Origin of the sequence: Amycolatopsis sp. NBC_00355 (assembly GCF_036104975.1) — a bacterium.
Taxonomy (GTDB): Bacteria; Actinomycetota; Actinomycetes; order Mycobacteriales; family Pseudonocardiaceae; genus Amycolatopsis.
Window position 1 is genome coordinate 3,769,783 of record NZ_CP107982.1, and the last position, 13,827, is coordinate 3,783,609.

At 72.0% G+C, this 13,827-nt stretch carries 14 protein-coding genes; 6 read left to right on the forward strand and 8 right to left on the reverse strand.

Translation table 11 applies throughout. The features are described from left to right. The first annotated feature begins 28 nt into the window (after nt 1–28). Together OHS18_RS16280 and OHS18_RS16285 are read left to right on the forward strand one after the other, a co-directional pair. Entirely contained in the window at nt 29–1,300 is a 1,272-nt protein-coding gene (locus tag OHS18_RS16280) for a cyclopropane-fatty-acyl-phospholipid synthase family protein (RefSeq protein ID WP_328451712.1), read from the forward strand. Next, a complete protein-coding gene (locus OHS18_RS16285) occupies nt 1,300–2,076 on the forward strand; it encodes a DUF1295 domain-containing protein (RefSeq protein ID WP_328617621.1) in 777 nt (258 codons plus the stop codon). Before OHS18_RS16280 ends, OHS18_RS16285 begins: the two co-directional genes overlap by 1 nt. Here the strand turns inward: OHS18_RS16285 and OHS18_RS16290 are convergent. Continuing rightward, nucleotides 2,063–2,569 carry a DinB family protein gene (locus OHS18_RS16290; RefSeq protein ID WP_328451707.1) on the reverse strand — a complete coding sequence of 169 codons (507 nt, stop codon included), beginning with the start codon at nt 2,567–2,569 and terminating at the stop codon, nt 2,063–2,065. The genes OHS18_RS16285 and OHS18_RS16290 overlap by 14 nt on opposite strands. 84 nt (nt 2,570–2,653) lie before the next feature. On the opposite strand from OHS18_RS16290, the gene OHS18_RS16295 reads away from it, so the two are divergent. Both OHS18_RS16295 and OHS18_RS16300 read left to right on the forward strand, forming a co-directional pair. Continuing rightward, on the forward strand, nt 2,654–3,112 hold the full coding sequence (locus OHS18_RS16295) for a MarR family winged helix-turn-helix transcriptional regulator (RefSeq protein WP_328617622.1): 459 nt from the start codon (nt 2,654–2,656) through the stop codon (nt 3,110–3,112). Further along, complete coding sequence (locus tag OHS18_RS16300) at nt 3,099–3,533, forward strand: OsmC family peroxiredoxin (protein ID WP_247054564.1); 435 nt, start codon at nt 3,099–3,101, stop codon at nt 3,531–3,533. The genes OHS18_RS16295 and OHS18_RS16300 overlap by 14 nt, the downstream gene beginning before the upstream one ends. A 109-nt stretch (nt 3,534–3,642) precedes the next feature. Here the strand turns inward: OHS18_RS16300 and OHS18_RS16305 are convergent, their stop codons facing one another. Beyond that, on the reverse strand, nt 3,643–4,188 hold the full coding sequence (locus OHS18_RS16305) for a CGNR zinc finger domain-containing protein (protein ID WP_328451702.1): 546 nt from the start codon (nt 4,186–4,188) through the stop codon (nt 3,643–3,645). 77 nt (nt 4,189–4,265) lie between these two features. Here OHS18_RS16305 and OHS18_RS16310 point away from each other — a divergent pair, with 77 nt between their 5' ends. Both OHS18_RS16310 and OHS18_RS16315 read left to right on the forward strand, forming a co-directional pair. After that, nucleotides 4,266–5,441, forward strand: a complete 1,176-nt coding sequence (locus tag OHS18_RS16310; RefSeq protein WP_328451701.1) for an MFS transporter — start codon at nt 4,266–4,268, stop codon at nt 5,439–5,441. A 115-nt stretch (nt 5,442–5,556) separates the two neighbouring features. Then, nucleotides 5,557–6,540, forward strand: coding sequence for a LuxR C-terminal-related transcriptional regulator (locus OHS18_RS16315; RefSeq protein ID WP_328617623.1), 984 nt, complete (start codon nt 5,557–5,559; stop codon nt 6,538–6,540). A gap of 10 nt (nt 6,541–6,550) precedes the next feature. Here the strand turns inward: OHS18_RS16315 and OHS18_RS16320 are convergent, their stop codons facing one another. From OHS18_RS16320 to murD, 6 genes are all read right to left on the reverse strand, one after another. Further along, nucleotides 6,551–7,375, reverse strand: a complete 825-nt coding sequence (locus OHS18_RS16320) for an NAD(P)H-binding protein (protein ID WP_328617624.1) — start codon at nt 7,373–7,375, stop codon at nt 6,551–6,553. A 104-nt stretch (nt 7,376–7,479) separates the two neighbouring features. Further along, on the reverse strand, nt 7,480–8,310 hold the full coding sequence (locus OHS18_RS16325; RefSeq protein WP_328451696.1) for a cell division protein FtsQ/DivIB: 831 nt from the start codon (nt 8,308–8,310) through the stop codon (nt 7,480–7,482). Nucleotides 8,311–8,314: 4 nt separating this feature from the next. After that, nucleotides 8,315–9,712, reverse strand: coding sequence for a UDP-N-acetylmuramate--L-alanine ligase (gene murC, locus OHS18_RS16330; protein WP_328451694.1), 1,398 nt, complete (start codon nt 9,710–9,712; stop codon nt 8,315–8,317). Beyond that, complete coding sequence (gene murG / locus OHS18_RS16335) at nt 9,705–10,823, reverse strand: undecaprenyldiphospho-muramoylpentapeptide beta-N-acetylglucosaminyltransferase (RefSeq protein ID WP_328617625.1); 1,119 nt, start codon at nt 10,821–10,823, stop codon at nt 9,705–9,707. The genes murC and murG overlap by 8 nt, the downstream gene beginning before the upstream one ends. 104 nt (nt 10,824–10,927) lie before the next feature. After that, nucleotides 10,928–12,433, reverse strand: coding sequence for a putative lipid II flippase FtsW (gene ftsW, locus OHS18_RS16340; RefSeq protein ID WP_328451690.1), 1,506 nt, complete (start codon nt 12,431–12,433; stop codon nt 10,928–10,930). Continuing rightward, complete coding sequence (gene murD / locus OHS18_RS16345) at nt 12,420–13,826, reverse strand: UDP-N-acetylmuramoyl-L-alanine--D-glutamate ligase (protein ID WP_328617626.1); 1,407 nt, start codon at nt 13,824–13,826, stop codon at nt 12,420–12,422. Before murD ends, ftsW begins: the two co-directional genes overlap by 14 nt. Between the last annotated feature and the right edge of the window lies 1 nt (nt 13,827).

Genomic DNA, 13,827 nt, shown 5'->3' on the forward strand with positions numbered 1-13,827 from the left:
ACCACGCAGCAGGGAGCGAATCCCGGTCATGCCGAACAGCACCGCGCACCGCCTCGCCTCGTTCGCCGAAAAGCTCCTCGGCGGGCAGCTCCCCATCGGCCTCCGGACGTGGGACGGAACCCGCGCCGGACCAGTGGACGCGCCCACCGTGGTGCTGCGCAACCGCCGTGCCCTCCGCCGCCTGCTCTTCGCGCCGGGTGAGCTGGGTCTCGCCCGCGCCTACGTCACGGGTGATCTCGACGTCGAAGGCGATCTCGCCGACGGCTTCCGCCGGATCTGGTCCCTCACCCGCGCGGGTGAGCTCAAGCGGGTGAAGCTGGGTCCCCGCGACTGGGCGGAAGCCGCCAAGCTCGCCGGCTCGCTCGGCGTCGTCGGCCTCCCGCCGAAGCCGCCCGTCGAGGAGGCCCGGCTGACCGGGAAGCTGCACAGCCTGCTGCGCGACAAGTCCGCCATCGCCCACCACTACGACCTGGGCAACGCCTTCTACCAGCTGCTGCTGGACGACTCGATGGCCTACTCCAGCGCGTACTTCACCTCCGACGAGCCGGGGTACGGCCTGGCCGAGGCGCAGTCCGACAAGCTGGAGATGATCTGCCGCAAGCTGGGCCTGCGCCCGGGCATGCGGCTGCTCGACGTCGGCTGCGGCTGGGGCTCGCTGCTGGTCCACGCGGCCAAGCACCACGGCGTGCACGCCGTCGGCATCACGCTCTCGGCCGAGCAGCTGCAGCACATCCGCGGCCGGCTCGCCCAGCACGACCTCGAAGACCGCGTCGAGGTCCGGCGCCAGGACTACCGGGAGCTGCCGGACGCGCCGTTCGACGCGGTCGCGTCGATCGAGATGGGCGAGCACGTCGGGGAGATCAACTACCCCACCTACACCGCGACGCTGCACAAGATGGTCAAGCCCGGCGGGCGCGTGCTGATCCAGCAGATGTCCCGCGGCACCGTCGCCCCCGGCGGCGGCGCGTTCATCGAGCGCTACATCGCGCCCGACATGACCATGCGCCCGGTCGGCCGGACCGTCGAACACCTCGAATCCGCCGGGCTCGAAGTCCGCGACGTCCACGCGATGCGCGAGCACTACGTGTGGACAGTCCGGGCCTGGGCCGAGACCCTGGAGCGGAACTGGGCCGACGTCGTCGCGCTCATCGGGGAGACCGGCGCGCGGGTCTGGCGCCTGTACCTGGTGGGCGGGGCGCTGGCGTTCGAGGAGAACCGGATGGGTGTGGACCAGATCCTGAGTGTGCGACCGGACGTGAACGGCGTCAGCGGCATGCCGGCGACCCGGGAGTGGAACTGATGCCCCTGGGAGGCACGCTGCTGGTCACCGCCGGCGTCACGATCGTGGCGGTGGTGCTGACCTTCGGGATCGCGCGGGCGCGCAAGCGCTACGACACGATCGACACGTTCTGGGGACTCGGCTTCGCGATCGTCGCGCTGGCCGCGTTCCCGTTCGGCGACGGGCCGCCGTCGCTGCGGCTGGTGGTGACGGCGCTGACCGTCGTCTGGGGTGTGCGGCTGTCGGCGCACCTGCACCTGCGCAACCACAAGCTGCCGGAGGACCCGCGGTACGTGCGGATGGCCGAGCGGTCCGGTCCGGCGAAGATGTTCGTGCGCGTCTACCTGGTGCAGGCCGCGGTGCTGTACTTCGTGTCACTGCCGGTGCAGTTCGCGCAGTACGGCACCGGGATCGGCGTGCTGGGCTGGCTCGGTGTCGCCGTGTGGCTGGTCGGGTTCGGCTTCGAGACGGCAGGCGACGACCAGCTGCGCCGCTTCAAGGCCGACCCGGCGAACAAGGGCAAGGTGCTCGACACCGGGCTCTGGCGCTACACCCGGCACCCGAACTACTTCGGCGACGCGTGCGTCTGGTGGGGCCTCTACCTGCTGGCGTGCTCGACCTGGCCGGGCGCGCTGACCGTCCTCTCCCCCATCGCGATGACCTACACCCTGGCGAAGGGCACCGGGAAGCCGTTGCTGGAGAAGGGCATGGCCCGCACGCGCCCGGCGTACGCGCACTACGTGGAACGCACCAGCGGGTTCTTCCCCCTGCCGCCCAAGCGCGTCACTCCCCGGTGAGCCCGTCGGTCAGCTCGCGCAGCACGTCGAGGTGGCCGACGTGCCGGGCCGTCTCCTCGATCATGTGCGCGACGACCCAGCGGACGTTGAACGTCTCGGCCTTGTGCGTCACCTCGTCGGCGAGGTCGTGCTTCGCGACGATCTCGCGGCTGCGCACGCACTGGGCCTCGTAGGCGGCGAGCAGCTGCTCCACCGTCGCCTCGGGCGGGACCCGGAACTCCGCGTCCGGGTCCTGCTCCAGCTTCTCCTCCCAGGTGTCCGGTTCGCCGTCGACGACCACGGCGAACCAGAACCACTCGTTGAGCGTGAGGTGCGCGACCAGGCCGGCGACGGTCGTCAGCTCGCTCGGCAGGTGGACCTGCCGGGCCTGGTCGAGGCTCAGCCCGCCGCTCTTCCAGGCGACGGTGGCGCGGTGGTAGTCGAGCAGGCTGGTGAGGATCTCCCGCTCGCCGCCGGTGAGCGGGATCTTCGGGCGGTCCGGTCGTTCGGTCATGCTCCGGACTCTGCCAGACGGGTCCGACACTTTTCCGCGCCTAATACCTTGCACACGATGTAATCGTGGGCTAGGTTTGCGGACGTGCCGGATGAGTTCCTGTTGGACGAGCAAGCCTGCTTCGCGCTGTATGCGGCGCACCGGGCGGTGACGGACACGTACCGTCCCCTGCTCGCCGAACTCGGCCTCACGTACCCGCAGTACCTGGTGCTGCTGGTGCTGTGGGAGTCCGACGACCGGCCGGTCAAGGAGATCGGCGAGCGGTTGCACCTGGACTACGGCACGCTTTCCCCGCTGCTCAAACGACTCGAGGCCAACGGACTGGTGACGCGGACACGCTTGCCCGCCGACGAACGCACCGTGGTGGTCGGCCTGACCGGGGAGGGCCGGTCGATGCGCGAGCGCGCCACCGGCATCCCCCCGGCCATCGGCTGCGCACTGGGCCTCGAAGACACCGAGCGACGAACCCTGATCGACACCCTGCGGCGGCTGACGGCGTCGGCCGCCGCGTACCCACCTGGAGGCACAAATGCCCAGCCGTGACGCGACCACCCACTGGACCGGCGGACTGCAGAAGGGGAAGGGCGAGGTCACGCTGGACTCGTCCAACGCCGGCACGTTCTCCGTCTCGTTCCCGACCCGCGCGGGCAACCCGGACGGCCAGACGAGCCCCGAAGAGCTCATCGCCGCGGCGCACTCGTCGTGCCTCGCGATGAACCTGTCGGGCGTCCTGGAGGCCGAGAAGCTGACGGCCGACTCGATCGACGTGAGCGCGGAGGTCACCCTCGGCCCGGCCGCCGGCGGCGGCTTCGAGATCAGCGGCATCGCGATCACCCTGCGCGCGGCGCTGCCCGGCGTGAGCGCGGAGAAGTTCGCGGAGTACGCGGAGACGGCCGAGAAGACGTGCCCGGTGTCGAAGGCCCTCGCGGGCACGACGATCACCCTGGACGCGGCGCTGGTCTGAGGTTTCCCGGCTTCGCAGATCCGTGCATGGCACATCGAGGGACTCCGAGTCCCTCGATGTGCCATTCACGGCTTTGAGCATCAGCGGGAGAACCGGGCCAGGCGACCGCTCAACGTAGCGCCTTGGCTCGATAAGTCGACTTCTTCGCCTGGTTCCCGCAGACGTCCATCGAGCACCACCGCCGCGTCCCGGGCCGGGACGTGTCCAGGAACAACGCGCCGCACCGCGCACCCGCACAGTTCCGGACCCGGGAGAACGCCGGCGACGTCACCAGATCGAGCGCGTCCCGGGCCAGCAGTGAGAACATGGCCGACACCGGATCGTCGGCGCGCCAACGGAGTTCGCCCGACGGTGCCAGCGAGGGCGCCGGGACCGGTGCGGACGCGAAGCGGTTCAGACGCTGTCGCGTCGCCGGGCGGCACGAGCCCACGCCGTCCGACACCAGTTCGTGGATCGCCTCGCGCAACACCCGCGACTCGTGGGCCGACGCGTCCGACGGGAGCGCCTCTCCGAACTTGCCGAACTCCTCGATCCACGCGCGCAGGGAAGCGCCGTCCGGGAGTTCCTCCGTGGCCTCGGATGTGCCGCGATACCGCAGCGTGCGCACGAAATCCAGGCACAGCCTGCCCGCGCCCGACCGGAACCGCTCTGTCATGCACGTCACCATACCTCGGGAACCGGTTTGACTGGTACCGTCCGGGAACCGATCAAGCCGGTTCCCGAGGGGTGGAGATGACCGAGACGAAGCCGCGGCAACAGGCGCCGCCCGGCTGGCTCGTGCTGCTGCTGGCCGTCTCCTGTGGACTGACGGTCGCCAACCTGTACTACGCCCAGCCGCTGCTCGCCGAGCTGCGGCACACCTTCGGCGTCGGCGAGGCCGCCGCCGGCGGGATCGTCACCGCGACGCAGATCGGGTACGCCGCGGGCATGCTCCTGCTCGTCCCGCTCGGCGACCGGCTGGAGAACCGCACGCTCGTCTCGAGCCTGCTCGCCGTCACCTGCGCGGGCCTGGTCGTCACCGGCTTCGCGCCCGGGTTCGCCGTGCTGCTGCTGGCTTCCCTGCTCGTCGGGGCGACGTCGGTGGTCGTGCAGATCCTCATCCCGTTCGCCGCCGACCTGGCCCCCGACGCCATCCGCGGGCGGATCGTCGGGCGCGTGGTGAGCGGGCTGGTGTTCGGCATCCTGCTTTCGCGCGTGGTGGCCAGCCTGCTCGCGGAGATCACCAGCTGGCGGGTGGTGTTCCTCGTGTCCGCCGTGGCGATGGCCGTGCTCGCCGTCGTGCTGCGGTTCAGCCTGCCGAAGCGGGCCCCCAAGACCGATATCGGTTACGGGCACCTGATCCGCTCGACCCTGGCGATGGCGAAGAAGCACCCCGCGCTGCGCCACCGCGCGCTCTACCAGTCGGCGATGTACGGCGCGTTCAGCGCCTTCTGGACGACGATCGCGTTCGTGCTGACGGCTCCGCCGTTCAACTACTCCCAGCTGGGCGTCGGGCTGTTCGCCCTCGCCGGGGCGGGCGGCGCGCTGATCGCCCCGCTCGCCGGGCGCTGGGCCGACCACGGGCACGGCCGCCGGCTCACCACGATCGCGTTCGTCGTCTGCGCGGCGGCCTTCGCCCTCGCCGGGTTCGGCGCGCACAGCGTCATCCTGCTGGCGATCGCCGCGATCGCGATCGACGCCTCGGTGCAGGCCACCCTCGTGGTCGGCCAGCACACGATCTACCAGCTCGACCCGTCGGCGCGCGCCCGGATCAACAGCATCTACCTGGCGACGTTCTTCGTCGGCGGCGCGATCGGCTCACAGGCCGGCTCGATCGCCTACCACCTCGGCGGCTGGACGGCGGTCACCGTCTTCGCCGGCGTGCTGCCGCTGCTCGCCCTGGCCGGGATGACCCGCACCCGGCATTGACGGAACGTCACCACAGCCGCGCATTTTCCCCCGTTCTTGTCCGCGCATGGCCGCTGTCCGGGTAAACCGAAACTGCTACCGTACGCCCTTGGGCTGCTACCCAGGGGAGCGTTCCATGACCCTCGCGGACCTCGGGCTCGACGAAACCGCCGAGCGCGCGTACCGCCATTGCCTGCGGCACAAGACTGTCACCGTCGGCGGCCTTGCCGACGCGCTGCACCTCGACCGCACGGAAGCCGTCGGGATCGTCCGCGAGCTCGTCCGGCTCGGGCTGGTGCGGCAGGACGACGCGCAGACGTTCGACGCGCGGGACCCGGCGATCGCCCTGGAGAACCTGATCTCGCTCGAGATCGCCCGGTTGGGGGAACAGATCGGCCGGATCGACGCGTGCCGGAGCCGGATCGCCTCGCTGAGCGAGGACTTCACCGCCACCGCCGCGCGCGGGACCGGGCCGGAAGTCCAGCACATCCAGGGCCTCGACCGCGTCCGGGAGAAACTCGACGAGCTGTCGTTCTTCGCCCGCACCGAAATCATGGGCCTGCAGCCGAGCGGACCGTGGAGCCCCGAGACGATCTCGGCCGCCCGGCCGCTCGACCTCCGCTGCCTGCGCCGCGGCGTCCGGATGCGCACGGTCGTGCGGCCCGGGATCCTCGACGACGAGCGGACGAGGGCGTACCTGCTCGACCTGTGCGAGCACGGCGCGGAGATCCGCACGGCCGAGGGCACCGGGCTGCAGCGGCTGATCCTGTTCGACCGCACGGTTTTCGTCGCCCCGATCGACGCCGAGGACAGCAAACGCGGCGCCGTCGTCGTCTCCCAGCCGGAATTGGTCGCGAACATGGTGAGCCTGTTCGAACGCGTCTGGCGGCAGGCGACGCCGGTGGGCGCCGCCGACCCGACCGCGCGCGCCGGCTTGAGCACCACGGAGAAGCAGGTCCTCGCCATCCTTTGCCAGGCGGACAAGGACGAGCTCGGCGCGCGCGAGATGGGCGTGTCGGTGCGGACGTTCCGCAAGCACGTCGCCGACGTGATGGCCAAACTCGGCGCGGGCAACCGGTTCCAGACCGCGCTGCTGGCCAAAGAACGCGGCTGGATCTGAGCGGGTCCGCTCAGGCGAAGTGCTCGCGGCGCGCGGCGACCCACTCGGCGTAGGTCGTTCCCGGCCGCCCCGAAAGTTCTTCGACGACGCCGGTCGGCACCTCCGGGTTTCGCGTGGTGGACTCGAAGCCGGTCAGCAGCCAGTCGGCGACCCGCTCCGGGACGCCGTAGCCGAGCCACCGCCCGCGCTGCTCGCCGGGAGTCAGCTCGCGGAACTGGATTTCCGTGCCCAGCACGGCCGCGAGGGTCGCGACCTGCCCACGCAGGCTGAGCGCCTCCGGTCCACTGAGGACATAGGTGGCGCCGACGTGCCCGTCCGTGGTGAGCACCCGGGCGGCCACCGCGGCGATGTCGCCGAGGGCGATCGGGGTCTGCGTCGAGTCGCCGTAGGCCATGGCGACCTCGCCCGCGCGCACCATGCCGGCCCAGTCGAGGGTGTTGTCCATGAACGACCCGGGCCGCAGGAAGGTCCACGCGAACCCGGCCTTCCCGACCTCCGCCTCGACGACGGCGTAGGCGTTGCCGCTGGAGGCCTCGTGCCCGTCCCCGATGCTGCTGCCGGACAGCGCGACGACCCGCTCGATGCCGGCGTCGGCCGCCAGCTCGCAGAACCGCCGCACGGTCCGCGCCATGGGCGCCAGGTAGACGGCGTCGATGCCCCCGAGCGGCAGCTCGTCCGGCCTGGCCAGCGATCCGACGACCACCTCGGCCGCTTCGGGGAGCTTCGCCCGCTCGGGATCGACGGTCAGCGCGCGCACGTCCTCGCCGGCCGCCAGCAGCTCGTCCACGACCAGCCGCCCGACACTGCCGGTCGCGCCCGTCACCAGGATCGTCATGATGCCCTCCTCGTTTCCGTATGCCGTACGAGATCGTACGGCATACGGAAACTCAGGACACCCGGTTTTCGAAGATGGCCGAGCGCCCCGATGTGGCGTTCGGGTCAGGAGGTGATGGTCGGCAGCTCGGGCGCGGCCACGTCGTAGACCTTGCCCTCTTGCGTCAGCAGCGCCGCCAGGACCTTCGCCTTGCGGTCCGTCTGCTCCGCGGTCCCCCAGCGCACGATCTTCCCGCTGGACAACGTGAACTCCACGCTCGCCGGGGTCTTCGCCGTCGCCGTGGTCACCTGCTTCAGCAGCTGCTCCGGGATCACGCCGAGGACCGCGGTGACCGCTCGGGTCACCGGATCGTCCGCCGACACCTTGGGCAGGCGCAGCTCCGGCAGGCCCGGCGGCCGGGCCGGGACCGTCTTGAAGACGACTCCGCCGCCGTCGACCAGGTGGACCCCGTCGCCTCCCGGGCCGCTGTCGAAGAACGCGATCGCCGTGCGCTCGGTCACCGTGATCTCGACCGTGCTCGGCCACGAGCGCGACACCTCGACCGTGGCGATGCCCGGCATCCCCGCCACCCGGTCGCGGATCTCGTCGGTGCTCAGCCGCAGCAGGGGCTTGTCGATCGGGACCGCCGCCGCCGCGCGGATCTGGTCGGCCGTCACCGTGCGGGAGCCGGTGACCGAGACTTCCTTCGCCCCGAGCATCGAACTGAAGAACAGCAGGTAGACGAGCGCGACCAGGGTCAGCACGCTCAGCAGCGCGACCCACCGGCGGCGGATCTCGACGCGCCGGTTGGGCCGGGCCCGCGGGCTGGGGCGGGTGGTGGCGCGGGTCCGGCGGCGTTCCTCTTCGGACCGCCGGCCCCGCCGCTCCCGGGCCAGGGCGGCGCGATCCCGCTCGTCCTCTTCGGACGGCCGCCGGCGCTGGCTGGTCGCACTCATGGCGTCAGCGCTTGTCCAGCTCGGCGAGGATCTCCGGACCCAGCTGCGTCACGTCGCCGGCGCCCATGGTGACGACCAGGTCGTGGCCCTTCACCAGCCCGGCGACCAGCTCCGCCGCGACGTCGAACGCCGGCTCGTAGTGCACCGGCACCGTCACCGCGTCCGCGATCAGCGCGCCGTTCACGCCCGGCTCCGGCTCCTCGCGCGCGCCGTAGACGTCCAGCACGACGACCTCGTCGGCCAGCGACAACGCCTCGGCGAACTCCGCCGAGAACAGCTTGGTCCGCGAGTACAGGTGCGGCTGGAACACGACGACGACCCGGCCGGTCCCGGCCGCGGTCCGCACCGCGCGCAGCTGCGCGGCCACCTCGGTCGGGTGATGGGCGTAGTCGTCGTAGACGCGGACGTCGCCGGAGCGGCCCTTGAACTCGAACCGGCGGCGCACGCCACCGAACGCGGCGAGCCCTTCGGCCAGACCGTCGGCCGGCGCGCCCAGCTCGAGCCCGGCGAGCAGCGCGGCGACCGCGTTGAGCGCCATGTGCTCCCCCGGCACCGCGACCCGCACCGACAGCTCGCCGCCGTCGAGAGCGAGCTTGACGACGCCGCCGTCCGGCGCCGGGGTGTAGTCGAGGATGCGGGCGTCGCCCTCGCCGGTGACCGTGCGGCCGTAGCGCCGGACGCGCACACCCAGCTCCGCGGCCTGGTCGCCCAGGTCGTCGGCCGCGGCGTCGTCACCGCAGACGATCAGCAGCCCGCCCGGCACGATCCGGCCGACGAACTCGGTGAACACCTTGGTGTAGGCCTCGGCGGTGCCGTGGTGGTCCAGGTGGTCCGGCTCGACATTGGTCACGACCGCGACCGACGGCGAGTAGGTCAGGAACGAGCCGTCGCTCTCGTCGGCCTCGGCGACGAAGACGCCGCCCTCACCGTGATGGGCGTTGGCGCCGGACTCGTTGAGGTCGCCGCCGATGGCGAACGACGGGTCGAGCCGGCAGTGCTGCAACGCCACGGTGAGCATCGACGTCGTCGACGTCTTGCCGTGCGTGCCCGCGATGCAGGCGACGCGGTGGCCTTCCATCAGCCCGGCCAGCGCCTGCGCCCGGTGCAGCACCGGGATCCCGGCGGCGCGGGCCGCGGCCAGCTCGGGGTTGGTCTCCTTGATCGCCGTCGAGACGACGACCGCGGACGGCGGCTCGGCCAGCTCGGACAGGTTCTCGGCGCGCTGGCCGATGAACAGCTCGGCGCCCTGGGCCCGCAGCGACAGCAGCGCGCGCGACTCCTTGGCGTCCGAGCCCGACACGAAAGCCCCACGGGCCAGCAGGATCCGCGCGATCCCGGACATGCCGGCACCACCGATCCCGATCAGGTGCGCGCGGCGCAGTTCTTCCGGCAACTCAGGCACCTGCGGCCTCCAGAACGATCTTGGCGAGCAGTTCGTCGGCCTCGCGGTGGCCCATCCCGACCGCGGCGGCGCCCATCTTGGCGACCCGGTCGGCGTCGACGGTCAGCGGGACGACCAGCTCGGCGATCTTCGCCGCGGTGAGGTCGGCGTCCTCGACCATCAGGGCCGCGCCGGCCGTGACGGCGGGGCGGGCGTTGGTCGCCTGCTCGCCGTTGCCGTGCGGCAACGGGACGAACACCGCGGGCAGCCCGACCGCCGTCACCTCGGCGACGGTCATCGCGCCCGAGCGGCACACGGCGACGTCGGCCGCCGCGTAGGCCAGGTCCATCCGCTCCAGGTAGGGCACCGGCACGTACGCCGGCTTCCCCGGGAACTCCTGCACGACCAGGGTGTTCTTCGGGCCGTGCGCGTGCAGCACGCCGATGCCGGCGTCGGCCAGCTCCTTCGCCGCGCCGGACACCGCGCTGTTGATCGACTGCGCGCCCTGCGAGCCGCCGAACACCAGCAGCGTCGGCGCGTCCGGGTCCAGCCCGAAGTGCTCGCGGGCCTCCGCGCGAAGCGCGGCGCGGTCGAGCGACGTGATCGACCGCCGCAGCGGGATCCCGACGACCTCGGCCTTGGGCAGCGGCGTGCCGGGGACGGCGACCGCGACGCGCGCGGCGAACCGGGCGCCGACCTTGTTCGCCAGGCCCGGCGACTGGTTGGCCTCGTGCACGACGATCGGGGTGCGCCCGCGCGCGGCCAGGTAGGCGGGGAGGGCGACGTAACCACCGAAGCCGACGACGACGTCCGCGCCGACGCGCTCCAGCACCTCGCGGGTCCTGCGCACCGAGTCGCGGACCTTCAGCGGCAGCCGCAGCAGCTCCGGGGTGGGCTTGCGGGGCAGCGGGACCGGCGGGATCAGCTCGAGGGCGTACCCGCGGGCGGGGACGAGCTTGTTCTCCAGGCCACGCTCGGTGCCGAGCGCGATCACCGTCGCGTCCGGGCGCAGCCGCATGACGGCGTCGGCCAGGGCGAGTGCGGGTTCGATGTGTCCTGCGGTGCCACCACCGGCGACCACGACCACAGGCGCCTTGCTGTGTCGATCAGTACCAACCCGACCGGCAGCCACGGCGGAAAGGGTGCCGGTGAGCGGGTCAGCTCCTGACCGTGTCCGCCTACTTTCGGCCGGATTGGTACCAGCGACGGCTCGCTCGGTTCCCTTGACGGGCTTACTCACCAATGACCTCTCCGGTTCGCGGTACTCCGGGTACCACGGCTCGCTGTTGTCCGCGCGGCCCCGCGAGACGTGGCCGTGCTCGTCCGTGCCGCGCTGCGGCGCACCGGCTCGCGGACCGACTTGCGCCGTTCCTGCGCCGGGGCGGGCCGCGCCGCACGGGGCGCGGGCCTGGCCGCCTTCGCCCCGGCGCGCGCCGCCCCCTTGCGCGTGGCGGGCGGGCGGTACGGGTCGGGCGCGGGCAGCCGCAGCAGACGTCCGAATTTACCCGGCCCCTGTGTCCGCAGCGCGGCCACCGCCTCCGGTTCGTGCCGGGCGGCGTTCGCGAGCACGCCCATGATGAGCATGGTGATCACCAGCGAGGTGCCGCCGTAGGAGATCAGCGGCAGCGTGACGCCGGTGACCGGCAGCAGGCCGACGACGTAGCCGATGTTGATGCCGGCCTGCGCCACGAGGAACACGGTCAGCGTGCCGGAGACGATCCGGATCCACGGGTCGATGTTGCGGGTGGCGATCCGCAGGCCCACGACGGCGACCCCGCCGAACAGGGCGAGCACGACGACGCAGCCGACCAGCCCGAGCTCCTCGCCGATCAGGGCGAAGATGAAGTCGTTCTGCACGTTCGGCAGGTAACCCCAGTTGGACGCGCCCTGGCCGAGCCCCTTGCCGAGGAACCCGCCGTCGGCGAGCGCGAGCTTGGCCTGGTTGGCCTGGAACCCGGCGGCGCTGGTGTCGGGGTCCGGCGAGAGGAACGACATGACGCGCGCGAGGCGGTAGGGCGCGATCAGCGCCAGCACGAGGACGCCGGCGAGGCCGCCCGCGAGGATGACGCCGAACAGCCGTTTCGGCGCGCCGGCGAACCACAGCAGGGCCAGCAGCACCACGGCGAGAGTGACCGTGCCGCCCAAGTCGGGCTGCAGCATGACCAGGGCGAACATCAGCAGGGCGATCGGCACCACGGGCACCAGCAGGTGCCGCCACTGGTGGATCACGTTGTACTTGATCACCAGGATGTGCGCGCCCCAGAACGCGAGCGCGACCTTCGCGGCCTCGACCGGCTGGAAGGTGAAGTCGCCGATCCGGAACCAGCCCTGCGAGCCGTTCACGGTCGAACCCAGCGGGGTCAGCACCAGGACCAGCAGGCCGAGGCAGGCGACCGTGGCGGTGGCCGACATCCGCCGGATCCGCTCCAGCTTGACCCGCATGCCCACCCAGAACACGACGCCGCCGAGCGCGACGAAGACCAGGTGCTTGGTGAACAGCGCGTACACGCCGCTGCCGGTCTTCGGGTCGTACGAGCCGACCGACGACGCCGAAAGCACCATGACGATGCCGATCACGGTGAGCACGCCGGTGAGGGCGAGCACGAGGTGGAAGGACGCCAGCGGGCGCGAGAGCCACGCGGTCAGCGCGGTCCGGAACGCGACGAAGCCGCTCTCCTTGCGCTCCCGGCGCGGCCGCTTCGGCGGTGGCTGCCGCTTCTTGTCCGGCTCAACTACCGTCACTCGGCGCCCCCGCTGCGTCGTCGTGGAGGACGCGCACCGCGGCGGCGAACGCGTCGCCGCGCTCGCCGTAATTGCGGAACATGTCCAACGACGCCGCGGCGGGTGCGAGCAGCACCACGTCACCTGGCCGGGCCATCGCGCTGGCCGCACTCACCGCCGCAGTCATGGGTTCATGGTCACCCGGACGGAGGCTGTTCACCGGGACATCCGGCGCGTGTCGCGCAACCGCGGCGGCGATCACGGGTGAATCCACCCCGAGTAGCACAACTCCGCGCAGCCGGCCTGCGATGCTGCTCACCAGTTCGTCCACCGAGGCGCCCTTGAGCTGGCCCCCGGCGATCCACACGATGCTCTCGTGCGCGCGCAGCGACCCGGCGGCGGCGTGCGGGTTGGTCGCCTTCGAATCGTTGACGTACCGGATGCCGGCGACCTCGGCGACCTCGACGGCCCGGTGCGGCGCCGGCTGGTACTCGCGCAGGCCCTTCAGCACGGCTTCCGGCGTGACGCCGTGGGCGCGGGCCAGCGCGGCCGCGGCCAGCGCGTTCGAGACGTTGTGCGGGCCGGCCGGGCGGACGTCGGCGATCGTGGCCAGCTCCTCGGCGCTGACCGCCGGGTCGGCGGTGAAGGCGCGATCGACCAGCAGGTCCTCGACCAGCCCGAGTTCGCCGGCGAACGGCGTGTCCAGCCGGAACGCGACACGGCGGGCGCTCTCCGGCGCGTGCTCGTCGGCGATCCGCTTCGACCACTCGTCGTCGGCGTTGTGCACCACGACCTTGGCGTGGGCGTACGCGCGGCCCTTGGCGGCGCCGTAGGAGTCCATCGAGCCGTGCCAGTCGATGTGGTCCTCGGCGAGGTTCAGCACCACGGCGGCGTCCGGGGAGAGGGTCGAGGACCAGTGCAGCTGGAAGCTCGACAGCTCCACGGCCAGCACCGTGTAACCGGCCTGGACCGCGTCGAGGGCCGCGTAGCCGATGTTCCCGCAGGCCACGGCGTGCGCACCGGCGGCCCGCAGGATCGACTCGAGCATGCCCGCGGTGGTCGTCTTGCCGTTGGTGCCGGTGATGACCAGCCACGACGGCGGGTGCTCGCGCAGCTGCCCGACCCGCCAGGCCAGCTCGACGTCGCCGATCACCTCGACGCCCGCCTCGGCCGCGGCCACCAGCAGCGGCGACGTCGGGCGCCAGCCGGGGCTGGTGACGACGAGGACGACGTCGGCCGGCGGCTCGGTCAGCCCGGGCACCAGCTCGGCGCCCAGGCCTTCGAGCTCGGCGAGGCGCTCGGCGTTGCCGTCGGTGACGGTGACGCGCGCGCCCAGCTCGACCAGCACGGGAACGATCGACTTGCCGGTCACACCGGCACCCGCGACCAGGACGTGACGACCGTCGATCTCCACG

What these genes read in the sequence shown, in the direction of transcription:
- OHS18_RS16315 (WP_328617623.1), top strand. Translation starts at nt 5,557, where the DNA reads ATGACCCTCGCGGACCTCGGGCTCGACGAAACCGCCGAGCGCGCGTAC.
- OHS18_RS16320 (WP_328617624.1), bottom strand. Translation starts at nt 7,375, where the DNA reads ATGACGATCCTGGTGACGGGCGCGACCGGCAGTGTCGGGCGGCTGGTC.
- OHS18_RS16280 (WP_328451712.1), top strand. Translation starts at nt 29, where the DNA reads ATGCCGAACAGCACCGCGCACCGCCTCGCCTCGTTCGCCGAAAAGCTC.
- OHS18_RS16285 (WP_328617621.1), top strand. Translation starts at nt 1,300, where the DNA reads ATGCCCCTGGGAGGCACGCTGCTGGTCACCGCCGGCGTCACGATCGTG.
- OHS18_RS16325 (WP_328451696.1), bottom strand. Translation starts at nt 8,310, where the DNA reads ATGAGTGCGACCAGCCAGCGCCGGCGGCCGTCCGAAGAGGACGAGCGG.
- OHS18_RS16300 (WP_247054564.1), top strand. Translation starts at nt 3,099, where the DNA reads ATGCCCAGCCGTGACGCGACCACCCACTGGACCGGCGGACTGCAGAAG.
- OHS18_RS16290 (WP_328451707.1), bottom strand. Translation starts at nt 2,569, where the DNA reads ATGACCGAACGACCGGACCGCCCGAAGATCCCGCTCACCGGCGGCGAG.
- OHS18_RS16305 (WP_328451702.1), bottom strand. Translation starts at nt 4,188, where the DNA reads ATGACAGAGCGGTTCCGGTCGGGCGCGGGCAGGCTGTGCCTGGATTTC.
- OHS18_RS16310 (WP_328451701.1), top strand. Translation starts at nt 4,266, where the DNA reads ATGACCGAGACGAAGCCGCGGCAACAGGCGCCGCCCGGCTGGCTCGTG.